The sequence below is a fragment of the Streptomyces sp. NPDC038707 genome, from assembly GCF_040636485.1.
Lineage (GTDB): Bacteria > Actinomycetota > Actinomycetes > Streptomycetales > Streptomycetaceae > Streptomyces.
Window position 1 is genome coordinate 151358 of record NZ_JBEZUP010000001.1, and the last position, 16809, is coordinate 168166.

A 16809-nucleotide genomic window follows, 5' to 3' on the forward strand; every position below is an offset into this window, starting at 1 on the left:
CACCCTCACCGCTCACCGTGCTCGCCCGCGCGGCCGCCGCGTTGCTCCTGCTCGGCTCCTGCGCCACCGGCCCGGCCCTGGAGGACCGCGGCCGGGTCACCGCCGCGCCCGGGGACAGCCGCCGTCTGACCATCGGCTCGGCCGGCTTCACCGAGAGCGACCTGCTCGCCCAGCTGTACGCCCGGCTGCTCGGCGACGCCGGATACCGGACCTCCCTCCTCACCGTCGCCAACCGGGAACTGTACGAACCGGCCCTGGAATCCGGCCGGATCGACGTCGTACCCGAGTACGCGGCCACCTTCGCCGACTGGCTGAACGCCAAGACGCACGGGCCCGACGCGGCCCCGGTGGGCTCGCCCGACCTCGGCGCCACGATGAGGGCCCTGCGCGCCCTCGCCGCGCCCCGCGGCCTGACCGTCCTCGCACCGGGCCGCGCCGTCGACCAGAACGCCTTCGCGGTGAGCGCCGCCTACGCCCGCCGGCACCGCCTGAAGACCCTCGGCGACCTCGGAGCCAGGAAGCTTCCGGTACGGCTCGCCGCGGGCGACGAGTGCGTACGGCGGCCCTACTGCGCCCCGGGCCTGCGGAAGGTCTACGGCATCCACATCACCGGTATCGACCCCAAGGGCGTCGGCACCACCCAGGCCAAACGGGCCGTGCAGCAGGGCCGGGACCAACTGGTGCTGACCACGACGACCGACGCCACCCTCGACGCCTTCGGCCTGGTCCTGCTCGCCGACGACAGACGGCTGCAGAACGCCGACCACGTCGTCCCGGTCGTCAACCGCGCCCGCGCGGGCGGCGCACGGGTGGCGAAGACCCTCGGCCGGCTCGACGCCGTACTCACCACCGCCGACCTCGCCGCCATGAACCGGCAGGTCGACAGCGCGCGCCGGCTGCCCGCCGACGTGGCCCGCGCCTATCTGGAGGACAAGGGGCTGGTGGACCGGCCCGCTCAGGCGTCCGCCACCGAGTCGAACGGCACCTGTCCCCGCGCCACCCCGCGCGCGTCCGCGTCCACCGAGCGGCGCAGCGCCTCGTGCAGCTTCGCCGGGGTCAGCACGCCGAGGAACCGCGCCCCGTCCAGCACGGCCACCCACCCGGCGTCGTGCTGGAGCATCACCCCGAACGCCTGCTTCAGCGGCGCCCCGACCGGCACCCAGGCGGTCATCCGGTGGGCCAGGTCCCCGACCGTGCCGCCCGCCGCCAGCTCCCCGGCGCCGACCCAGCCGTGCAGACCGCCGTCCGCGTCCAGGACCACCGCCCACCGGGCGCCCTCGGCGCGCAGCCGCTCCCGGGCCCGGGCCGCGGGCTCCGCCGGGCGGGCCACCGGGGGCTGCTCCAGGTCGTCCGGTTCGACCGGGGTGACGGAGAGCCGCTTCAGCCCGCGGTCGGCGCCCACGAAGGAGGCGACGTACGGCGTGGCGGGCGCCCCGAGGACCGCGCCGGGCGTGTCGAACTGCTCGATGCGGCCCTGCCCGTACACGGCGATGCGGTCGCCGAGCCGGACCGCCTCCTCGATGTCGTGCGTGACCAGCAGCACCGTCTTGCGCACCGCGGACCGCATGCGCAGGAACTCGTCCTGCAACTGCTCGCGCACCACCGGGTCGACCGCGCCGAACGGCTCGTCCATCAGCAGCACCGGCGGGTCGGCGGCCAGCGCGCGGGCCACGCCGACCCGCTGCCGCTGCCCGCCGGACAGCTGGTGGGGGTAGCGCGGCCCGTACATCTTCGGGTCCAGGCCCACCAGGTCCAGCAGCTCGGCCGCCCGGGCCCGGGCCCGCGCCCGTTTCCAGCCGAGCAGCGCGGGCACGGTCGCGGTGTTGTCCAGGACGGTGCGGTGCGGGAAGAGGCCCACCTGCTGGATGACGTACCCGATGCGGCGGCGCAGCCGTACCGGGTCGACGGACGCGATGTCCCGGCCCTCGACGAGGATCCGGCCCGAGGTCGGCTCGATGAGCCGGTTCACCATCATCATGGTGGTCGTCTTGCCGCACCCGGACGGCCCCACGAGGGTCACCAGTTCGCCCTCGGCCACCTCGAAGGAGAGGCCGTCCACGGCCGTCGTCCCGTCCGGATACCGCTTGGTGACCTGCTCGAACCGGATCATTCCCCCACGCTACGGCAGCCGGCCCGGCCCTTCATCCCGCCGTGCCCCGACCGGCGGATCCCGCGTACCGCGGGCGGTCAGCCGAGCAGGATCACCTCCAGGGTGCGGGGGCCGTGCACGCCCTCCACCCGGTCCAGTTCGATGTCGCTGGTGGCCGACGGGCCCGAGATCCAGGTCAAGGGACGGGCCGGGTCGAGGCGTTCGAGGGCCTGGGGGACGGAGGAGACGACCTGGTCCGGGACGCGGACGACACAGATGTGGTGGTCCGGGATCAGCGAGACGCGGCGCCGGCCCTGGTCGGGGGAGCCGTCGAGCACGAGGGTGCCGGTCTCGGCGATCGCCACGGCGCAGCCGGTCACCACGCTGTCCACCCGGTCCAGCCGCCGCGGGGTGGAGTCCGCCCGGTCGTGGATCCGCGCGGGACCGTCCGCGGCCAGCCACCCCGGCGGCAGGCCCGGCGGGACCAGCACCTCCTGGGAGCCGCGCTCGGCGAGCAGCCGCATGACGAGCGCCGGCAGCTCCCCGGCGTCGGCGCGGTGCACGATCGCCCGGTAGTCCGCCAGGTTCTCCGCCAGCAGCTCCACCGTCTCCTCGGCGGTCCGCTCCCCGTGCGCGCGCAGGTAGTCCCGGGGCACGGCCTCCTCGTACGGCCGCTCGTCGGGGGTGACATCCGCGAGGGCCCGCCGCACCCGGCCCAGGATCCGCTCCCTGCTGTTCACTCGCCGCCGTCCTTTCCGCCGCGCGTGCGCTGCCACCAGTCCCGGAACGGCTCCGGCGGCACCGCCGGCAGATCCCGCGCCCCGCTCCACGCCCGGCCCGGACCCGGCAGGGTGCGCGGGTGCAGCCGGCGCGTCCGGGAGGCCAGCCGCTGGCCCGCGCGCAGCACGCCGGGGCGGGCGAACGCCCAGCGCGCCGCCCGCATCGCCGCCCGCTCGGCCGCGTGCCCCTTCGCCGGCCTCAGCAGCACCTTGTCGCCCCGGCGCACGGCCGGACCGCCTTCCACCACCCGCTCCCGCAGGTGCACCAGCACCTCGGGGATGTCGATGGCGACCGGGCACACCTCGTAGCAGGCCCCGCACAGCGACGAGGCGTACGGCAGGGAGGCGTCGATCTCGCTCGCCGTGCCGCGCAGCTGGGGGCTGAGGATGGCGCCGATGGGACCCGGATAGACCGAGCCGTAGGCGTGCCCGCCCGCCCGCTCGTACACCGGGCACACGTTCAGGCAGGCCGAGCAGCGGATGCAGCGCAGCGCCTGGCGGCCGACGGTGTCGGCGAGGGCGTCGGTGCGGCCGTTGTCGAGCAGCACCAGATGGAAGGAGCGCGGGCCGTCCTCGTCCGTGGTGCCGGTCCACATGCTGGTGTACGGGTTCATGCGCTCGGCGGTCGAGGAGCGGGGCAGGGTCTGCAGGAACACCTCCAGGTCCCGCCAGGTGGGCACGGTCTTCTCGATGCCGACGACCGAGATCAGCGTCTCGGGCAGGGTCAGACACATCCGGCCGTTGCCCTCGGACTCCACGACCACGAGGGTGCCGGTCTCGGCGACCATGAAGTTGGCGCCGGAGATGCCGACCTTGGCCCGCAGGAACTTCTCCCGCAGGTGCAGCCGGGCCGCCTCGGCGAGGTCGGCGGGCGTGTCCGTCAGGTCCGCGGGCGCCGGCCGCCCCCACGCGCCCATCTCCCGCGCGAAGATGTCCCGGATCTCGCCCCGGTTGCGGTGGATGGCGGGGACGAGGATGTGCGAGGGGCGGTCCTTGCCCAACTGCACGATCAGCTCGGCGAGATCGGTCTCGTAGGCGCGGATGCCCGCCGCCGCGAGCGCCTCGTTCAGCTCGATCTCCTGCGTGGCCATCGACTTGACCTTGACGACCTCGGACTCGCCGGTCGCCTTGACCAGGCCGGTGACGATCCGGTTGGCCTCCTCGGCGTCGGCCGCCCAGTGCACCGTACCGCCGGCCGCGGTGACCGACTCCTCCAACTGCTCCAGGTAGCGGTCGAGATGGCGCAGGGTGTGGTCCTTGATCCGCCGGCCCGCCTCGCGCAGCTCGGCCCAGTCGGACAACTCGCCGACGGCCCGGGCCCGTTTGGCGCGGATGGTGTGCGTGGCGTGGCGCAGATTGCCGCGCAGGGTGGGGTTGCGGACGGCGTCCCGCGCGCCCTCCGGAAAGGCCGGCATGCCGACGAACGTGCCGCTCACAGCGCCGGTTCCTCCTCCGTGCTCGCCAGGATCTCCGCGAGGTGCACCGGCCGCATGCCGCTGCCCAGCCGGCTCATCGTGCCGCCGATGTGCATGAGACAGGAGTTGTCGGCCGCGCACAGCACCCGGGCGCCCGTCGACTCCGCGTTGCGCACCTTGTCGACGCCCATCGCCGCCGACACCTCCGCGTTCTTCACCGCGAACGTGCCGCCGAACCCGCAGCACTCCTCGGCCCCCGGCAGCTCCACCAGCTCCAGCCCCTTCACCGCATCGAGCAGCCGGCGCGGCCGGTCCCCGAGCCCGAGGCTCCGCAGTCCGTGGCAGGTCGGGTGATAGGTGACCTTGTGCGGGTACCAGGCGCCCACGTTTGTCACCCCGAGCACATCCACCAGGAACTCCGTCAGCTCGTACGTCCTCGGCACCACCGGCGCCAGCGTCCGGGCGAGCCCGTCCCCGCGCCCCTCGGCCCGGGCCCGTTCGCCCAGCCGGGGATACAGCTCCCGCACCATCGCCCCGCACGACCCGGACGGGGTCACGATGGCCTCGTAGCCGCCGAAGACATCGGAGAAGTGCCGGGCCAGCGGCTCGGCCTCATGACGGTAGCCGGTGTTGTAGTGCGCCTGCCCGCAGCACGTCTGGCCCATCGGGAAGTCGACGTCGACACCCAGTCTGGTCAGCAGCTTCACCACGGCCCGCCCGGTGTCCGGATAGAGCGTGTCGTTGACACAGGTCAGGAACAGGGCGACACGCATCGCGGCTCCTCGGTGTCGGTCGTCGAACGGGAAAACGGATCATCGGACGGGTGCAGGGTAGTCGGCGGGGCCCGGGCGCGGGCAGAGCGCGGCTCACCGCGCGCCGAGCCGCGCCTCGGCCGCCCGCCACCGGCCGGTGCCGCCCCGGGGCGTGTACCGGGTGAGCGGCTGGGTCCGGGTGAGCAGCCGGCGCAGCGCGGGCAGATCGCCGGCGAGGCCCTGCGCGCGGGCCTGCACCAGCACATTGCCCAGGGCCGCCGCCTCGGTCGCTCCCGCCACCACCGGCAGCCCGCAGGCGTCGGCCGTCAGCTGGCACAGCAGCGCGTTGCGGGTGCCGCCGCCGACGAGGTACACCACGTCCACCGGCTGGTCGGCCAGCCGGGCCGCGTCCAGCACGGCCCGCCGGTGGGCGAGGGCCAGCGAGTCCAGGATGCACCGGGTCACCTCGGCCCGGCTCACCGGCACCGGCTGCCCCGACGCCCGGCACGCCTCGGCGATCCGCTCCGGCATCCGCCCCGGCGCGAGGAACGCCGCGTCCCCGGCGTCCACCACCGACCGCAGCGTGGGCACGGCCGCCGCCTGACGCAGCAGCAGCCCCAGATCCGGCTCCCCCCAGGCCCGTACGCACTCCTGGAGCAGCCACAGCCCCATGATGTTGCGCAGATAGCGGACCGTGCCGTCCAGCCCCAGCTCGTTGGTGAAGTTCGCCGCCCGGCTCTCCTCGGTGAGCACCGGCGCGGACAGCTCCAGGCCGGCCAGGGACCAGGTGCCGGTGCAGATGTAGGCGAACCGCTCCCCGGTCGCCGGGACCGCCACCACCGCCGACGCGGTGTCGTGCGAGCCGACCGCCGTCACCGGCACCGGGCCGCGCAGCCCGGTCTCCGCCAGCACCCCGGGCCGCAGGGTCCCGGCCGGATCGCCCGGCTGCCGCAGCGGCGCGAACAGCCCGAGATCGATGCCCAGCCGGCCGGCGACCCCGTGCGCCCAGGTCCGGGTGCGGGGGTCGACGAGCTGGGTGGTGGAGGCGTTGGTCAGCTCGGTGCCCTGCTCGCCGGTGAGCCAGTACGTCAGCAGGTCCGGGACGAGCAGCACCCGTGCCGCGTGCGCGAACCGGGCGGTCGAGCGGTCCGCCGTGAGCTGGTACAGCGTGTTGAACGGCGCGTACTGGATGCCCGTCGCCGCGTACAGCTCCGCCGCCGGCACGGTCGCCCACACCTTCTCCGCGACCCCCTCGGTGCGGGCGTCGCGGTAGTGGACCGGGTTGCCGAGCAGGGCCCCGTCGGCGTCCAGCAGGCCGTAGTCGACCGCCCAGCTGTCGATGCCGGCGGAGGCGAGCCGGCCCCCGCTGCGGGCGCCCGCCGCCCGCAGCCCGTCCAGGACACCGCCGTACAGCGCGAGGATGTCCCAGCACAGCCCCTCCGGAAGCCGCACCGGCCGGTTCGGGAACCGGTGGGCCTCGGTCAGCTCCACCGAGTCCGGGCCCACCCGGCCCACCATGACCCGCCCGCTGGACGCGCCGAGATCGACGGCCGCGTACGCCTTCACCCCCGGGCTCATCGCAGGAACGCGGCCGCCACACCCGCGTCGACCGGGATGTGCAGTCCGGTGGTGTGCGTGAGGTCCCCGCCGGTCAGCGCGAACACCGCGTTGGCCACGTGCTCGGGCAGCACCTCGCGCTTGAGGAGGGTCCGCCGCGCGTAGAACTCGCCCAGCTTCTCCTCCGGCACCCCGTACACGGCGGCCCGCTGCGCGCCCCAGCCCCCGGCGAAGATGCCGGAGCCGCGCACCACACCGTCCGGGTTGACGCCGTTCACGCGGATGCCGTGCTCACCCAACTCGGCTGCCAGCAACCGCACCTGGTGGGCCTGGTCGGCCTTGGTGGCGGAGTAGGCGATGTTGTCCGGCCCGGCGAAGACGCTGTTCTTGGAGACGATGTACACGAGGTCGCCCCCGAGTCCCTGCGCCGTCATCACCCGGGCCGCCTCCCGGGACACCAGGAACGAGCCGCGGGCCATGATGTCGTGCTGGAGGTCCCAGTCCCGGGCGGTGGTCTCCAGCAGCGGCCTGGACAGGGAGATCCCGGCGTTGTTGACGACCAGGTCGACCCCGCCGAACGCGAGCGCCGCCGACCGGAACGCGGCGGCGATCTGCTCCTCCGAGGTGACGTCCACGGTGACGGCGACGGCCTTGTCCGGCCCGCCCAGCTCCTCGGCGACCCGCGCCGCGCCCCCGGCGTCCAGATCGGCGACGACGACACAGGCCCCCTCGGCGGCCAGCCGGTGCGCGATGGCCCTCCCGATCCCGCTGCCCGCCCCCGTCACCAGGGCCACGCGCGTGGCGAGCGGCCTGGGCGCCGGCATCCGCCGCAGCTTGGCCTCCTCCAGCGCCCAGTACTCGATGCGGAACTTCTCCGCCTCCTCGATGGGCGCGTACGACGAGACCGCCTCGGCGCCCCGCATCACGTTGATGGCGTTGACGTAGAACTCACCGGCCACCCGGGCGGTCTGCTTGTCCTTGCCGAAGCTGAACATGCCGACCCCGGGGACCAGCACGACGGCCGGATCGGCGCCGCGCATGGCGGGGGAGCCGGGCCGGGCGTGCCGCCGGTAGTAGGCGGCGTATTCCTCCCGGTAGGCGGTGTGCAGCTCCCTCAGCCGGGCGACGGCGTCCTCCAACGGCGCGGTGGGCGGCAGGTCCAGCACCAGCGGCCGCACCTTGGTGCGCAGGAAGTGGTCGGGGCAGGAGGTGCCGAGCGCGGCCAGCCGGGGGTGCTCCGCACGGGCCAGGAAGTCCAGGACGACGTCGGAGTCGGTGAAGTGCCCCACCTGCGCCCGGTCCTGGGACGCCAGGCCCCTGAGGTACGGCGCGAGCGCGGCGGCCCGCTCCCTGCGCTCGGCCCCGGGCAGCGCCTCGTACCCCGCGACGACCGGCCCGAACGGCTCCGCCCGGCCCCGCTCGGCGAGGAACGCCTCGGCGGTCCGGATGATGTACAGCGAGTTGCGCTCGCACTCCTCGGACGAGTCGCCCCAGGCGGTGATCCCGTGCCCGCCGAGGACGCAGCCGACGGCCCGCGGGTGTGCCCGCTTGACCGCGGCGATGTCCAGGCCCAGCTGGAACCCGGGCCGCCGCCACGGCACCCAGACCACGCGGTCCCCGAAACACTCGGCGGTCAGCTTCTCCCCGTCGGCCGCGCAGGCGAGCGCGATACCGGAGTCCGGGTGCAGATGGTCCACGTGCGGGGCGTCCACCAGGGCGTGCATGGCGGTGTCGATGGAGGGCGCGGCGCCGCCCCTGCCGTGCAGGCAGTAGTCGAAGGCGCCGGCCATCTCGTCCTCGCGCTCCACCCCGGGGTACACGTCCGCCAGGGCCCGCAGCCGGTCCAGCCGCAGCACGGCCAGTCCGTCCTCGGCGAGCGTCCCGAGGTCCCCGCCGGACCCCTTCACCCACATCAGCTCCACCTCGCCCCCGGTCACGGGATCGGCGGCGGTGCCTTTCGCGGAGGCGTTCCCGCCGGCGTAGTTGGTGTTGCGCGGGTCGGAGCCGAGGCGGTGCGAGCGGGAGAGGAGAGCGGCGACCGAGGGGTGGGCGGCCATGGCTATCGGTTCCTTCCAGGAGAGGGGACGTGACGAAGGGGCGCGGGGAACTGCGCGACCAGCCGGGGACGGCCCGCACCCCGCGACGGAACAGGAACCCGGCGGACGCTCACGCCCCCCAGCCGGCCTGCTCCCCGCCGACCCGCTCGGCGACGGTCTTCTCGGCCCACCCGGACCGGGCGTACGCGGCCATCGGGTCGGGGTCCAGCCCCATCTCCTCCCGCACCTCGCGGAGCAACGGCCGCACATCCGTGTCGTACGCGTCCATCAGCACCGCGTTGGCCCCCAGCACATCCCCCGAGGCCTGCGCCTCGGCCAACGCGCCCCTGTCCACCAGCAGCGCCTTCGCCGTGGCCTCCTGGACGTTCATCACGGACCGGATGACCGCCGGGATCTTCGGCTCGATGTTGTGGCACTGGTCGAGCATGAACGCGACCTCGGAGGTGAGCCCCCCGCCCCGCACCACCTCGTACATGATCCGGAACAGCTGGAAGGGATCGGCCGCCCCCACCATCAGGTCGTCGTCGGCGTAGAACCGCGAGTTGAAGTCGAATCCGCCGAGCCTCCCCTTCCGCAGCAGCGTGGCGACGATGAACTCGATGTTGGTGCCCGGCGCGTGGTGCCCGGTGTCCACCACCACCCGCGCCCGGTCGCCCAGTTCGAGGCAGTGGGCGTAGGCGGTTCCCCAGTCCGGCACGTCCGTCGTGTAGAACGCCGGCTCGAACAACTTGTACTCCAGCAGCATCCGCTGGCCCTGACCGAGCCGCGCGTACACCTCGGCGAGTCCCTCGGCAAGCCGGTCCTGGCGGGCCGCCACATCATCCTGCCCGGGGTAGTTGGTGCCGTCCGCGAACCACAGCTTCAGATCGCGGGACCCGGTGGCGTCCATGATGTCGACGCAGCGCAGCAGATGGTCCACCGCCTTGCGCCGCACCGCCGCGTCCGGATGACAGATGCTGCCCAGCTTGTAGTCGTCGTCCTGGAAGGTGTTGGAGTTGACCGCGCCCAGCCGCACCCCCCGCTCCTCGGCGTACCGCGCGAGCGCGGCGTAGTCCTCCACGGTGTCCCAGGGGATGTGCAGGGCGACCGACGGCGCCACCCCGGTGAACGCGTGCACCTGCGCCGCGTCCTGGAGCTTCTCCCACGGCGAGCGCGGCACCCCGGCCTGCGCGAACACCTTGAACCGGGTGCCCGAGTTCCCGTACGCCCACGACGGCGTCTCGACGGCCTGGGACTTGAGCGCGGCCTTCACCGCGGCGAGGTCGGTCACTTCAGGGCTCCTGTGGATGTCGGGCGGTACGACGGACCGAGCGTATGAAACGATTCAGAACGGCAAGCTAGGGGCCACCACCAGGGGTGTCAAGCGCTCCGGCAGACCCGGCGCCGCGACCGCTGAAAACACCCCGCTCGCCCGAAACTTTTTCGGTCCGGCCCCCATTGACGGGACCTGGACGCGGTGCCTACGGTCCCGGAAATCCACTTGAAACCTTTTAGACCGAGACCTGCCGGTCCGGTCCGGGAAGACCTCCGAGAGAACGGGGACGGTTCATGCGGCGCGTGTGCTTCCTGCTGAAGGTCAGGGCGGACCGGCTCGACGAGTACCGGGCGCGGCACACGGCCGTCTGGCCGGAGATGCTCGACGCCCTGCGGGCGGCCGGCTGGCACAACTACTCGTTGTTCCTGCGCGAGGACGGCCTGCTCGTCGGCTGTCTGGAGACCGAGGACTTCGCCGCCGCCCAGGCCGCCATGGCCGCCACCGAGGTCAACGCCCGCTGGCAGCGGGAGATGGCACCCTTCTTCGAGTCCCTGGACGGCGCCCGGCCGGACGAGGCCATGCGACCGCTCACCGAAGTGTTCCACCTGGACTGACCGGGAGCCGCGGATGAGACCCTCGCTGACCGGACCGGCCGTCACCCGACTCGACGCCCGCGCCCTGTACTTCGTCTCCCACGACGGCCCGGTCAACACCAACTCCTTCCAGAAGCACGGCCTGCTGACCCACGGCGGCCACCAGTACGCCGTCTGGTACACGGCGAGCCGCGAGGCGGTCGTGGCCCGGCGCCGCCACCTGGCCGGCCGTCACCCTGCCCCACCGGCTCAAGGCCGACGACTCCCACAACGTCATCCGCATGGGCGTCTCCCCGGCGGACGGCCGCCTGCACCTGAACCTGGACTCCCACAGCGACGGCTTCCACCACGTCACGTCCGTCGCCGGCCTCCTGTCCGACCCCTCGGGCACCGCCTGGGGCCCGTCCGCCTTCGGAGCCGTACGGACCACCCTGGACGGGCTGCCGCTCACCGACCGGTTCACCTGCCCGCAGTTCCTCACCACGCCCGAGGGCCGGCTCCAGCTCGGCTACCGGGCCGGCGTCTCCGGCAACGGCCGCAACGCCCGCGCGGAGTACGACGGTTCACGGTGGACCGCGCCGGGGGAGTGGTCCGGCGCGACCGGCACGTACACCACCCCGCACGGGACCGGCACCGCCCGCAGCATGTATCTGCACGGCCTCGACTACGACCGGCGCGCCCGGCTGCACGCCCTGTTCACCCGGCGGGAGCGGGACCCGGCCGTCCTCGCCCGCCGCGGCGGACTGACCAACCACGACACCGGCTACGTCTACTCCGACGACCGCGGCCGGACCTGGCACGACGGCACGGGCACCAAGGCGGGCACGACCGGCGGGCCCGGCCGGGTCCGCGTCACCGACGCCGGCCTGACCGTCGACCCGCTGGGCCCGGACCACTGCCTGATGAACCAGGAGAGCCAGTGCGTCGATTCGGCCGGCCGGCCGCACGCGGTCATCAGCCATCTCCCCGTCCGCCTCGGCCCGGCGACCACCGGTCACCCCGCCGCCCGCACCGCCCGCGCCCACCATCTGCGCAAGACCGCCTCCGGCGCCTGGCTGAAGACCGAGATCCCCGTCCCGCTCCGCTCGAGCCAGCGCACCCGGCTGGTCCTGGACCGTCACGACAACGCCTACGCGGTGCTGCCCCACGGCCGGATCGCCGCCGCCTCGGCGGCCTCCGGGTACACCGACTGGGCGCTGCTGTCCGACGGCGCCGGGCTGAACGCGTTCGGTGGTGGTGGACGAGACCCGGAGCGCGGCGGACGGCGTCCTGTCGTTCATGTACCAGGAGAGGTCCGCCGGCACGATCCCCTCGCCGCTGCACGTGGCCGACTTCGCCCCGCCGGCGTGACGGTAATGTGAAGCTCGCCCCGCCGCATCCCGTCCCCTGGAGGTCCGAAGTCCGATGGCCCAGTCGGTGGGTATCAAGGACGTCGCCCGCGCCGCCGGAGTGTCGGTGGGCACGGTGTCCAATGTCATCAACCGCCCGGACACCGTCGCGAGCGAGACCCGGGCCCGGGTGCTGTCCGCGATCGACCGGCTCGGCTACGTCCGCAGCGAGTCGGCGCGCCAGTTGCGCGCCGGCCGCAGCCGGATCATGGGGCTGCTGGTGCTCGACATGGGCAACCCGTTCTTCGTGGACGTGGCCCGCGGCGCCGAACGGGCCGCCCGCCGGGCCGGGCTCGGCGTGATGGTGTGCAACAGCGCCCAGGACACCGGCGAGGAGGCCGAGTACCTGTCGCTCTTCGCCGAACAGCGGGTGCGCGGTGTGCTGCTCACCCCGGCAGACGCCAGCGGCCGCAACATCGCCGCGTTCCGCCGGCACGGCATCCCGTTCGTGCTGGTCGACCGGGTCGCCGAGGGCGCCGCCGAGTGCTCGGTCTCGGTGGACGACGTCGCGGGCGGCGCGCTCGCGGTGCGCCACCTGGTGGACGCCGGGCACCGCTCGATCGCCTACGTCAGCGGGCCGCCCGGGCTCAACCAGGTCCGCGACCGGCGCACCGGCGCGCTGTCCGCCCTCGCCGAGGCCGGGCTCGGCCCCGAGGCGCTGCGCGAACTGCCCACCGAACGCCTCGACGTGGCCGCGGGCCGGGACGCGGGCGCCCGTCTGCTGGGCCTCGCCGACCGTCCCACCGCCGTCTTCTGCGCCAACGACCTGCTCGCCCTCGGCCTGCTCCAGGCCATGTACGCGGCGGGCGTCACCGTCCCCGACGACCTGGCGATCGTCGGCTATGACGACATCGAGTTCGCCGCCGCGGCGGCCGTCCCGCTCACCTCCGTACGCCAGCCCGCCGTCACCCTGGGCGCCCTCGCCGCCGAACTGCTGCTGGAGGAGACCGAGCAGGGCGAGCGGGCCCACGAGCACCGCAGGGTGGTGCTCCAGCCGGAGCTGGTGGTGCGCCGCTCCAGCCTGGTCGCGCGCTGACGGCCGGGTCCCGCGCCCACCGTGGTCCCGGGCCCGGCGCGCCCGCGCCGATGTGCTGAACTGGGACGCGTCCGCATCCGCCCGCCCCGGGAGACCCGTTGCGCCTCAGCTACCGCCAGCCCGGCGTCGTCCTCACCGACCACCACTTCACCGTGCCCCTCGACCACGCCGACCCCGGGGGCGAGACCATCGAGCTGTACGCCCGCGAGGCGGTGGCGAGCGACAAGGCCGGGCAGGACCTGCCCTGGCTGCTGTACCTCACGGGTGGCCCCGGCTTCGGGGCGAACCGTTTCGTCGGACGTCAGTCCTGGCTCGACCGCGCCCTGAAGGAGTACCGCGTCCTGCTCCTCGACCAGCGCGGCACCGGCCGCTCCACCCCCGCCACCCGGCAGACGCTGCCGCTGCGCGGCGGCCCCGCCGCCCAGGCCGACCACCTCACCCGCTTCCGCGCCGACTCCATCGTCCGCGACTGCGAGGCCATCCGCCCCCGCCTCACCGGCGGCGCCCCGTGGACCGTGCTCGGCCAGAGCTACGGCGGCTTCTGCACGGTGTCGTACCTCTCCCTCGCCCCCGAGGGCGTGCACACCGCGCTCATCACCGGCGGCCTGCCCTCCCTGCACGCCCACGCCGACGACGTCTACCGGGCCGCCTACCCGCGCATCGAGCGCAAGGTCGCCGCCCACTACGACCGCTACCCGCAGGACGTGGCGGCGGCCCGCCGGATCGCCGAACACCTCCTCACCCACGACGTGGTCCTCCCGAACGGCTACCGCTTCACCGTGGAGGCATTCCAGTCCCTCGGCCTGATGCTCGGCACGGGCGACGGCAGCCACCGGTTGCACCTGCTGCTGGAGGACGCCTTCGTGCGCACGCCGTCCGGCCGGGAGCTGTCCGACGCCTTCCAGGAGCAGGCGCAGTCCCTGCTGTCGTACGCCTCGCACCCCCTGTACGCCCTCGTCCACGAGTCGATCTACGGCCAGGACGCCCGCCCCACCGCCTGGGCCGCCGAACGCGTCCGCGCCGAGTTCCCGCAGTTCGACGCGGCCGAGGCGCTCGCCGGGGACGGGCCGGTGCTCTTCACCGGCGAGACCGTCCACCCCTGGATGTTCGAGACCGACCCGGCCCTGCGGCCCCTGCGCGAGACCGCCGGGCTGCTCGCCGCCCGCACCGACTGGTACCCGCTGTACGACCCGGCCCGCCTCGCCGCCAACGAGGTCCCCGTCGCCGCCGCCGTCTACCACGACGACATGTTCGTCGACGCCACCCACTCCCTGGAGACCGCCGCCGCGATCCGCGGCCTGCGCCCCTGGGTCACCAACGAGTACGAGCACGACGGCCTGCGCACGGCACCCCGGGTGCTGGACCGGCTGCTGTCCCTGGTCCGCGACGAGCTGTGAACGAGGGAGCTTCCGCAGGTCAGTAGGCTGTCCCCATGCCGGAGAAGACAACCGACCCCGCCGACCTGCGGGGCGACTGCGCACAGTGCTTCGGACTGTGCTGCGTCGCCCTGCCCTTCGCCCGCTCCGCCGACTTCCCGGTGAACAAGGCCGCGGGCACCCCCTGCTCGAACCTCCAGGAGGACCACCGCTGCGGCATCCACGCCCGCCTGCGGCAGCGGGGGTTCACCGGCTGCACGGTCTACGACTGCTTCGGCGCCGGCCAGAAGGTGTCCCAGGTCACCTTCGGCGGGCAGGGCTGGCGCGGGGCACCGAAGGAACACGCGCGCCGCATGTTCGAGGTGTTCCCGGTCGTCCGGCACCTGCACGAGCTGCTGTGGTACCTCACCGAGGCGCTGGGCCTGCCCGCCGCCGCGCCCGTCCACCCCGGGCTGCGGCAGGCGCTGGAGGAGACCGAACGGCTCACCCGGCTCGGCCCCGAGGAGCTGGCCGCGCTGGACGTGGCCGCGTACCGGCAGGAGGTCAACGTGCTGCTGCTGCGCACCAGCGAGCTGGTCCGGGCCGGCGCCACCGGCAAGGGCAAGGGGAAGGCGAAGGGCAAGGACCGGCGGGGCGCGGACCTGATCGGCGCCCGGCTGCGGGGCGCCGATCTGCGCGGGGCGAGCCTGCGCGGCGCGTACCTCATCGCCGCCGACCTCACCGGGGCCGACCTGCGCGACGCGGACCTGATCGGCGCGGACCTGCGGGACGCCGACCTCACCGACGCGGACCTGACCGGGGCCTTCTTCCTCACCCAGCCGCAGGTGAACGCCGCGCGGGGCAGCGCCGGGACCCGGCTGCCCGGGTCAGTCGCCCGGCCGGTGCACTGGGCAACGGCTCGCTGACCGGGACCGTGCCGGGTGCTCCGGCCGGCCGGCCGCGGATTCCTCCCGGGCCGGGCGCGCGCCTTCGGGGCCCTGCCGTCGCCTCTCCAGCCGCAGCCGCAGCCCCTCCGGCATCAGCGTCAGGCGTTCGGTCACCGTCAGGCGGTAGCCGGGGTCGGCGTGCAGCTCGTAGCGGCGCAGCAGCAGGCCGAGGACCAGGGTCGCCTCGTGCAGGGCGAACTGCCGGCCGATGCAGGCGCGGGCCCCGGTGCCGAACGGCTTGAAGGTGTGCTGCGGACGGGCGCGTACGGCGGCCGGGGCGAAGCGGTCCGGGTCGAACCGCTCGGGGTCCGGGCCCCACACCTCCGGCGCGCGGTGCAGCATCGGCGTCAGCACCAGGGCCCACGCGCCCCGGCGCATCGGATGCTCGCCGGCGAGGACCGTGTCCTCGCGGGCCTCGCGGGCGAAGGCGGGCGCGGTCGGCCACAGCCTGAGCGACTCGTCCAGCACCCGGCGGACATAGCGCAGCCGGGCCACCTGGTCGTAGCGCGGACGCGGGTCGTCGCCCCAGACGCGGTCCACCTCGGCCCGGGCCCGGGCGGCGATCTCCGGATGCCGGGCGAGGTAGTACAGCGCGAAGGAGAGCGCGCCCGAGGTGGTCTCGTGGCCCGCCACCAGGAACGTTATGACCTGCTTGCGGACGTTCTCGGCGGACAGCCGCTCCCCGGTCACCGGGTGCGCGGTGGCCAGCATGCGGTCCAGCAGGTCCCCCTCGCCGTCCCCCGAGCGGCGCCGGGCCGCCACCAGCTCGTCCACCGTGCGGTTCAGGCAGGCCATGTCGGCCGCGTTGCGCCGGGCCGCGGTGCGCAGCAGCAGCGGGGCCAGCGGCGCGGGGACGCTGTTGAGCCGCTGGGCGTAGCCGAGGGTGCCGACCATCGCGGTGACGAAGGGGTGCGGGCGGTCGCGTTCGAAGGAGCCGAAGTCGTGCCCGAAGCCGGTCCGCGCGATGGTCTCCAGGGTCAGCCGCGTCATGTCGCCGGGCACGTCCACCGTGCGCCCGGCCGCGAGCCGCCGGTCCCAGTGGTCGGTGAGCCGGCCGGCCACGGACAGCATCATCCCGTGGTAGCCCTCCATGGCCTCCCGGCTGAACCCGGGTGCCAGGACGTCGTGCGCCAGCTGCCAGTTCGGCTCGTGGTTGTAGGCGGTGAACAGGCCGTCCCCGGCCACCGGACGCAGATTGGCCACGCCCAGCCCGACGTGCTTGGCGAACCGCGACTCGTCGGCGAGGTCGGCGACCAGCCGGGCCCCCCATACGAGCACGAACTCGTTGCCGAAGACCCGCCGCCGGAAGATCGGGCCCAGCGCGCGGGCGTGCCGCAGGGAGTCCTGGAGCGGGCGGTGCCGGTCGATGCCGAGCACATCGCCGAGCAGCGGCAGCCGGCGCGGCGGGTGCGGTATGCGATGCAGCTCGGGCCAGCCCCGCTCGGCGCTCCGGAAGCCCTTCGGCGGCCGGTTCCCCCTGGTCTTCGTCGTCTCCGCCATGCGTGATCCCCCTTGATCCAGCGGATGGTTGACGCCGCCCCCGCACGTGTTGGACGTGGGTTCAACAACGCGTTTCAGTGTGGTGC

12 protein-coding genes and 2 pseudogenes are annotated in these 16809 nt (G+C 74.2%); 6 read left to right on the top strand and 8 right to left on the bottom strand.

Going from position 1 to position 16809, the window contains the following annotated elements:
• Positions 1–17: 17 nt before the first annotated feature.
• Positions 18–944: pseudogene (locus tag AB0E62_RS00845) on the top strand (ABC transporter substrate-binding protein); the annotation flags it as partial.
• A gap of 11 nt (positions 945–955) precedes the next feature.
• On the opposite strand, the gene AB0E62_RS00850 reads toward AB0E62_RS00845, so the two are convergent.
• The 7 genes from AB0E62_RS00850 to rhaI form a co-directional block, all read right to left on the bottom strand.
• Entirely contained in the window at positions 956–2110 is a 1155-nt protein-coding gene (locus AB0E62_RS00850; RefSeq protein ID WP_362186010.1) for a betaine/proline/choline family ABC transporter ATP-binding protein, read from the bottom strand.
• A 77-nt stretch (positions 2111–2187) separates the two neighbouring features.
• Positions 2188–2829: a lactate utilization protein C gene (locus AB0E62_RS00855; RefSeq protein WP_362186013.1), complete on the bottom strand. Its 642-nt coding sequence runs from the start codon at positions 2827–2829 to the stop codon at positions 2188–2190.
• Positions 2826–4304: a LutB/LldF family L-lactate oxidation iron-sulfur protein gene (locus AB0E62_RS00860; protein WP_362186015.1), complete on the bottom strand. Its 1479-nt coding sequence runs from the start codon at positions 4302–4304 to the stop codon at positions 2826–2828. The genes AB0E62_RS00855 and AB0E62_RS00860 overlap by 4 nt, the downstream gene beginning before the upstream one ends.
• The gene (locus AB0E62_RS00865) at positions 4301–5056 is read right to left on the bottom strand and encodes a (Fe-S)-binding protein (RefSeq protein ID WP_362186018.1); all 756 of its coding nucleotides are present in this window, start codon (positions 5054–5056) and stop codon (positions 4301–4303) included. The genes AB0E62_RS00860 and AB0E62_RS00865 overlap by 4 nt, the downstream gene beginning before the upstream one ends.
• Positions 5057–5149: 93 nt before the next feature.
• The gene (locus AB0E62_RS00870; RefSeq protein ID WP_362186021.1) at positions 5150–6613 is read right to left on the bottom strand and encodes a rhamnulokinase family protein; all 1464 of its coding nucleotides are present in this window, start codon (positions 6611–6613) and stop codon (positions 5150–5152) included.
• Positions 6610–8649, bottom strand: coding sequence for a bifunctional aldolase/short-chain dehydrogenase (locus AB0E62_RS00875; RefSeq protein ID WP_362186024.1), 2040 nt, complete (start codon positions 8647–8649; stop codon positions 6610–6612). The genes AB0E62_RS00870 and AB0E62_RS00875 overlap by 4 nt, the downstream gene beginning before the upstream one ends.
• Positions 8650–8758: 109 nt before the next feature.
• Positions 8759–9919 (bottom strand): L-rhamnose isomerase, encoded by a 1161-nt coding sequence (gene rhaI / locus AB0E62_RS00880; protein WP_362186027.1) that lies wholly within the window; start codon positions 9917–9919, stop codon positions 8759–8761.
• A 278-nt stretch (positions 9920–10197) separates the two neighbouring features.
• Here rhaI and AB0E62_RS00885 point away from each other — a divergent pair, with 278 nt between their 5' ends.
• The 5 genes and pseudogenes from AB0E62_RS00885 (at position 10198) to AB0E62_RS00905 (ending at position 15202) form a co-directional block, all read left to right on the top strand.
• Positions 10198–10518: an L-rhamnose mutarotase gene (locus AB0E62_RS00885; protein ID WP_362186030.1), complete on the top strand. Its 321-nt coding sequence runs from the start codon at positions 10198–10200 to the stop codon at positions 10516–10518.
• 13 nt (positions 10519–10531) lie between these two features.
• Positions 10532–11847: pseudogene (locus AB0E62_RS00890) on the top strand (BNR repeat-containing protein).
• Between the two features lie 54 nt (positions 11848–11901).
• Entirely contained in the window at positions 11902–12921 is a 1020-nt protein-coding gene (locus AB0E62_RS00895; RefSeq protein ID WP_362186033.1) for a LacI family DNA-binding transcriptional regulator, read from the top strand.
• 98 nt (positions 12922–13019) lie between these two features.
• A complete protein-coding gene (locus AB0E62_RS00900; RefSeq protein ID WP_362186036.1) occupies positions 13020–14318 on the top strand; it encodes an alpha/beta fold hydrolase in 1299 nt (432 codons plus the stop codon).
• Positions 14319–14353: 35 nt separating this feature from the next.
• Entirely contained in the window at positions 14354–15202 is an 849-nt protein-coding gene (locus AB0E62_RS00905; protein WP_362186039.1) for a pentapeptide repeat-containing protein, read from the top strand.
• On the opposite strand, the gene AB0E62_RS00910 is transcribed toward AB0E62_RS00905, so the two are convergent.
• Complete coding sequence (locus AB0E62_RS00910; protein ID WP_362186042.1) at positions 15164–16723, bottom strand: cytochrome P450; 1560 nt, start codon at positions 16721–16723, stop codon at positions 15164–15166. The genes AB0E62_RS00905 and AB0E62_RS00910 overlap by 39 nt on opposite strands.
• Positions 16724–16809: the final 86 nt, after the last annotated feature.

Bases quoted from the DNA above. Each gene is read 5' to 3' on its own strand.
- AB0E62_RS00850 (WP_362186010.1), bottom strand. From the start codon at position 2,110: ATGATCCGGTTCGAGCAGGTCACCAAGCGGTATCCGGACGGGACGACG.
- AB0E62_RS00865 (WP_362186018.1), bottom strand. From the start codon at position 5,056: ATGCGTGTCGCCCTGTTCCTGACCTGTGTCAACGACACGCTCTATCCG.
- AB0E62_RS00870 (WP_362186021.1), bottom strand. From the start codon at position 6,613: ATGAGCCCGGGGGTGAAGGCGTACGCGGCCGTCGATCTCGGCGCGTCC.
- AB0E62_RS00875 (WP_362186024.1), bottom strand. From the start codon at position 8,649: ATGGCCGCCCACCCCTCGGTCGCCGCTCTCCTCTCCCGCTCGCACCGC.
- AB0E62_RS00885 (WP_362186030.1), top strand. From the start codon at position 10,198: ATGCGGCGCGTGTGCTTCCTGCTGAAGGTCAGGGCGGACCGGCTCGAC.
- AB0E62_RS00895 (WP_362186033.1), top strand. From the start codon at position 11,902: ATGGCCCAGTCGGTGGGTATCAAGGACGTCGCCCGCGCCGCCGGAGTG.
- AB0E62_RS00905 (WP_362186039.1), top strand. From the start codon at position 14,354: ATGCCGGAGAAGACAACCGACCCCGCCGACCTGCGGGGCGACTGCGCA.
- AB0E62_RS00910 (WP_362186042.1), bottom strand. From the start codon at position 16,723: ATGGCGGAGACGACGAAGACCAGGGGGAACCGGCCGCCGAAGGGCTTC.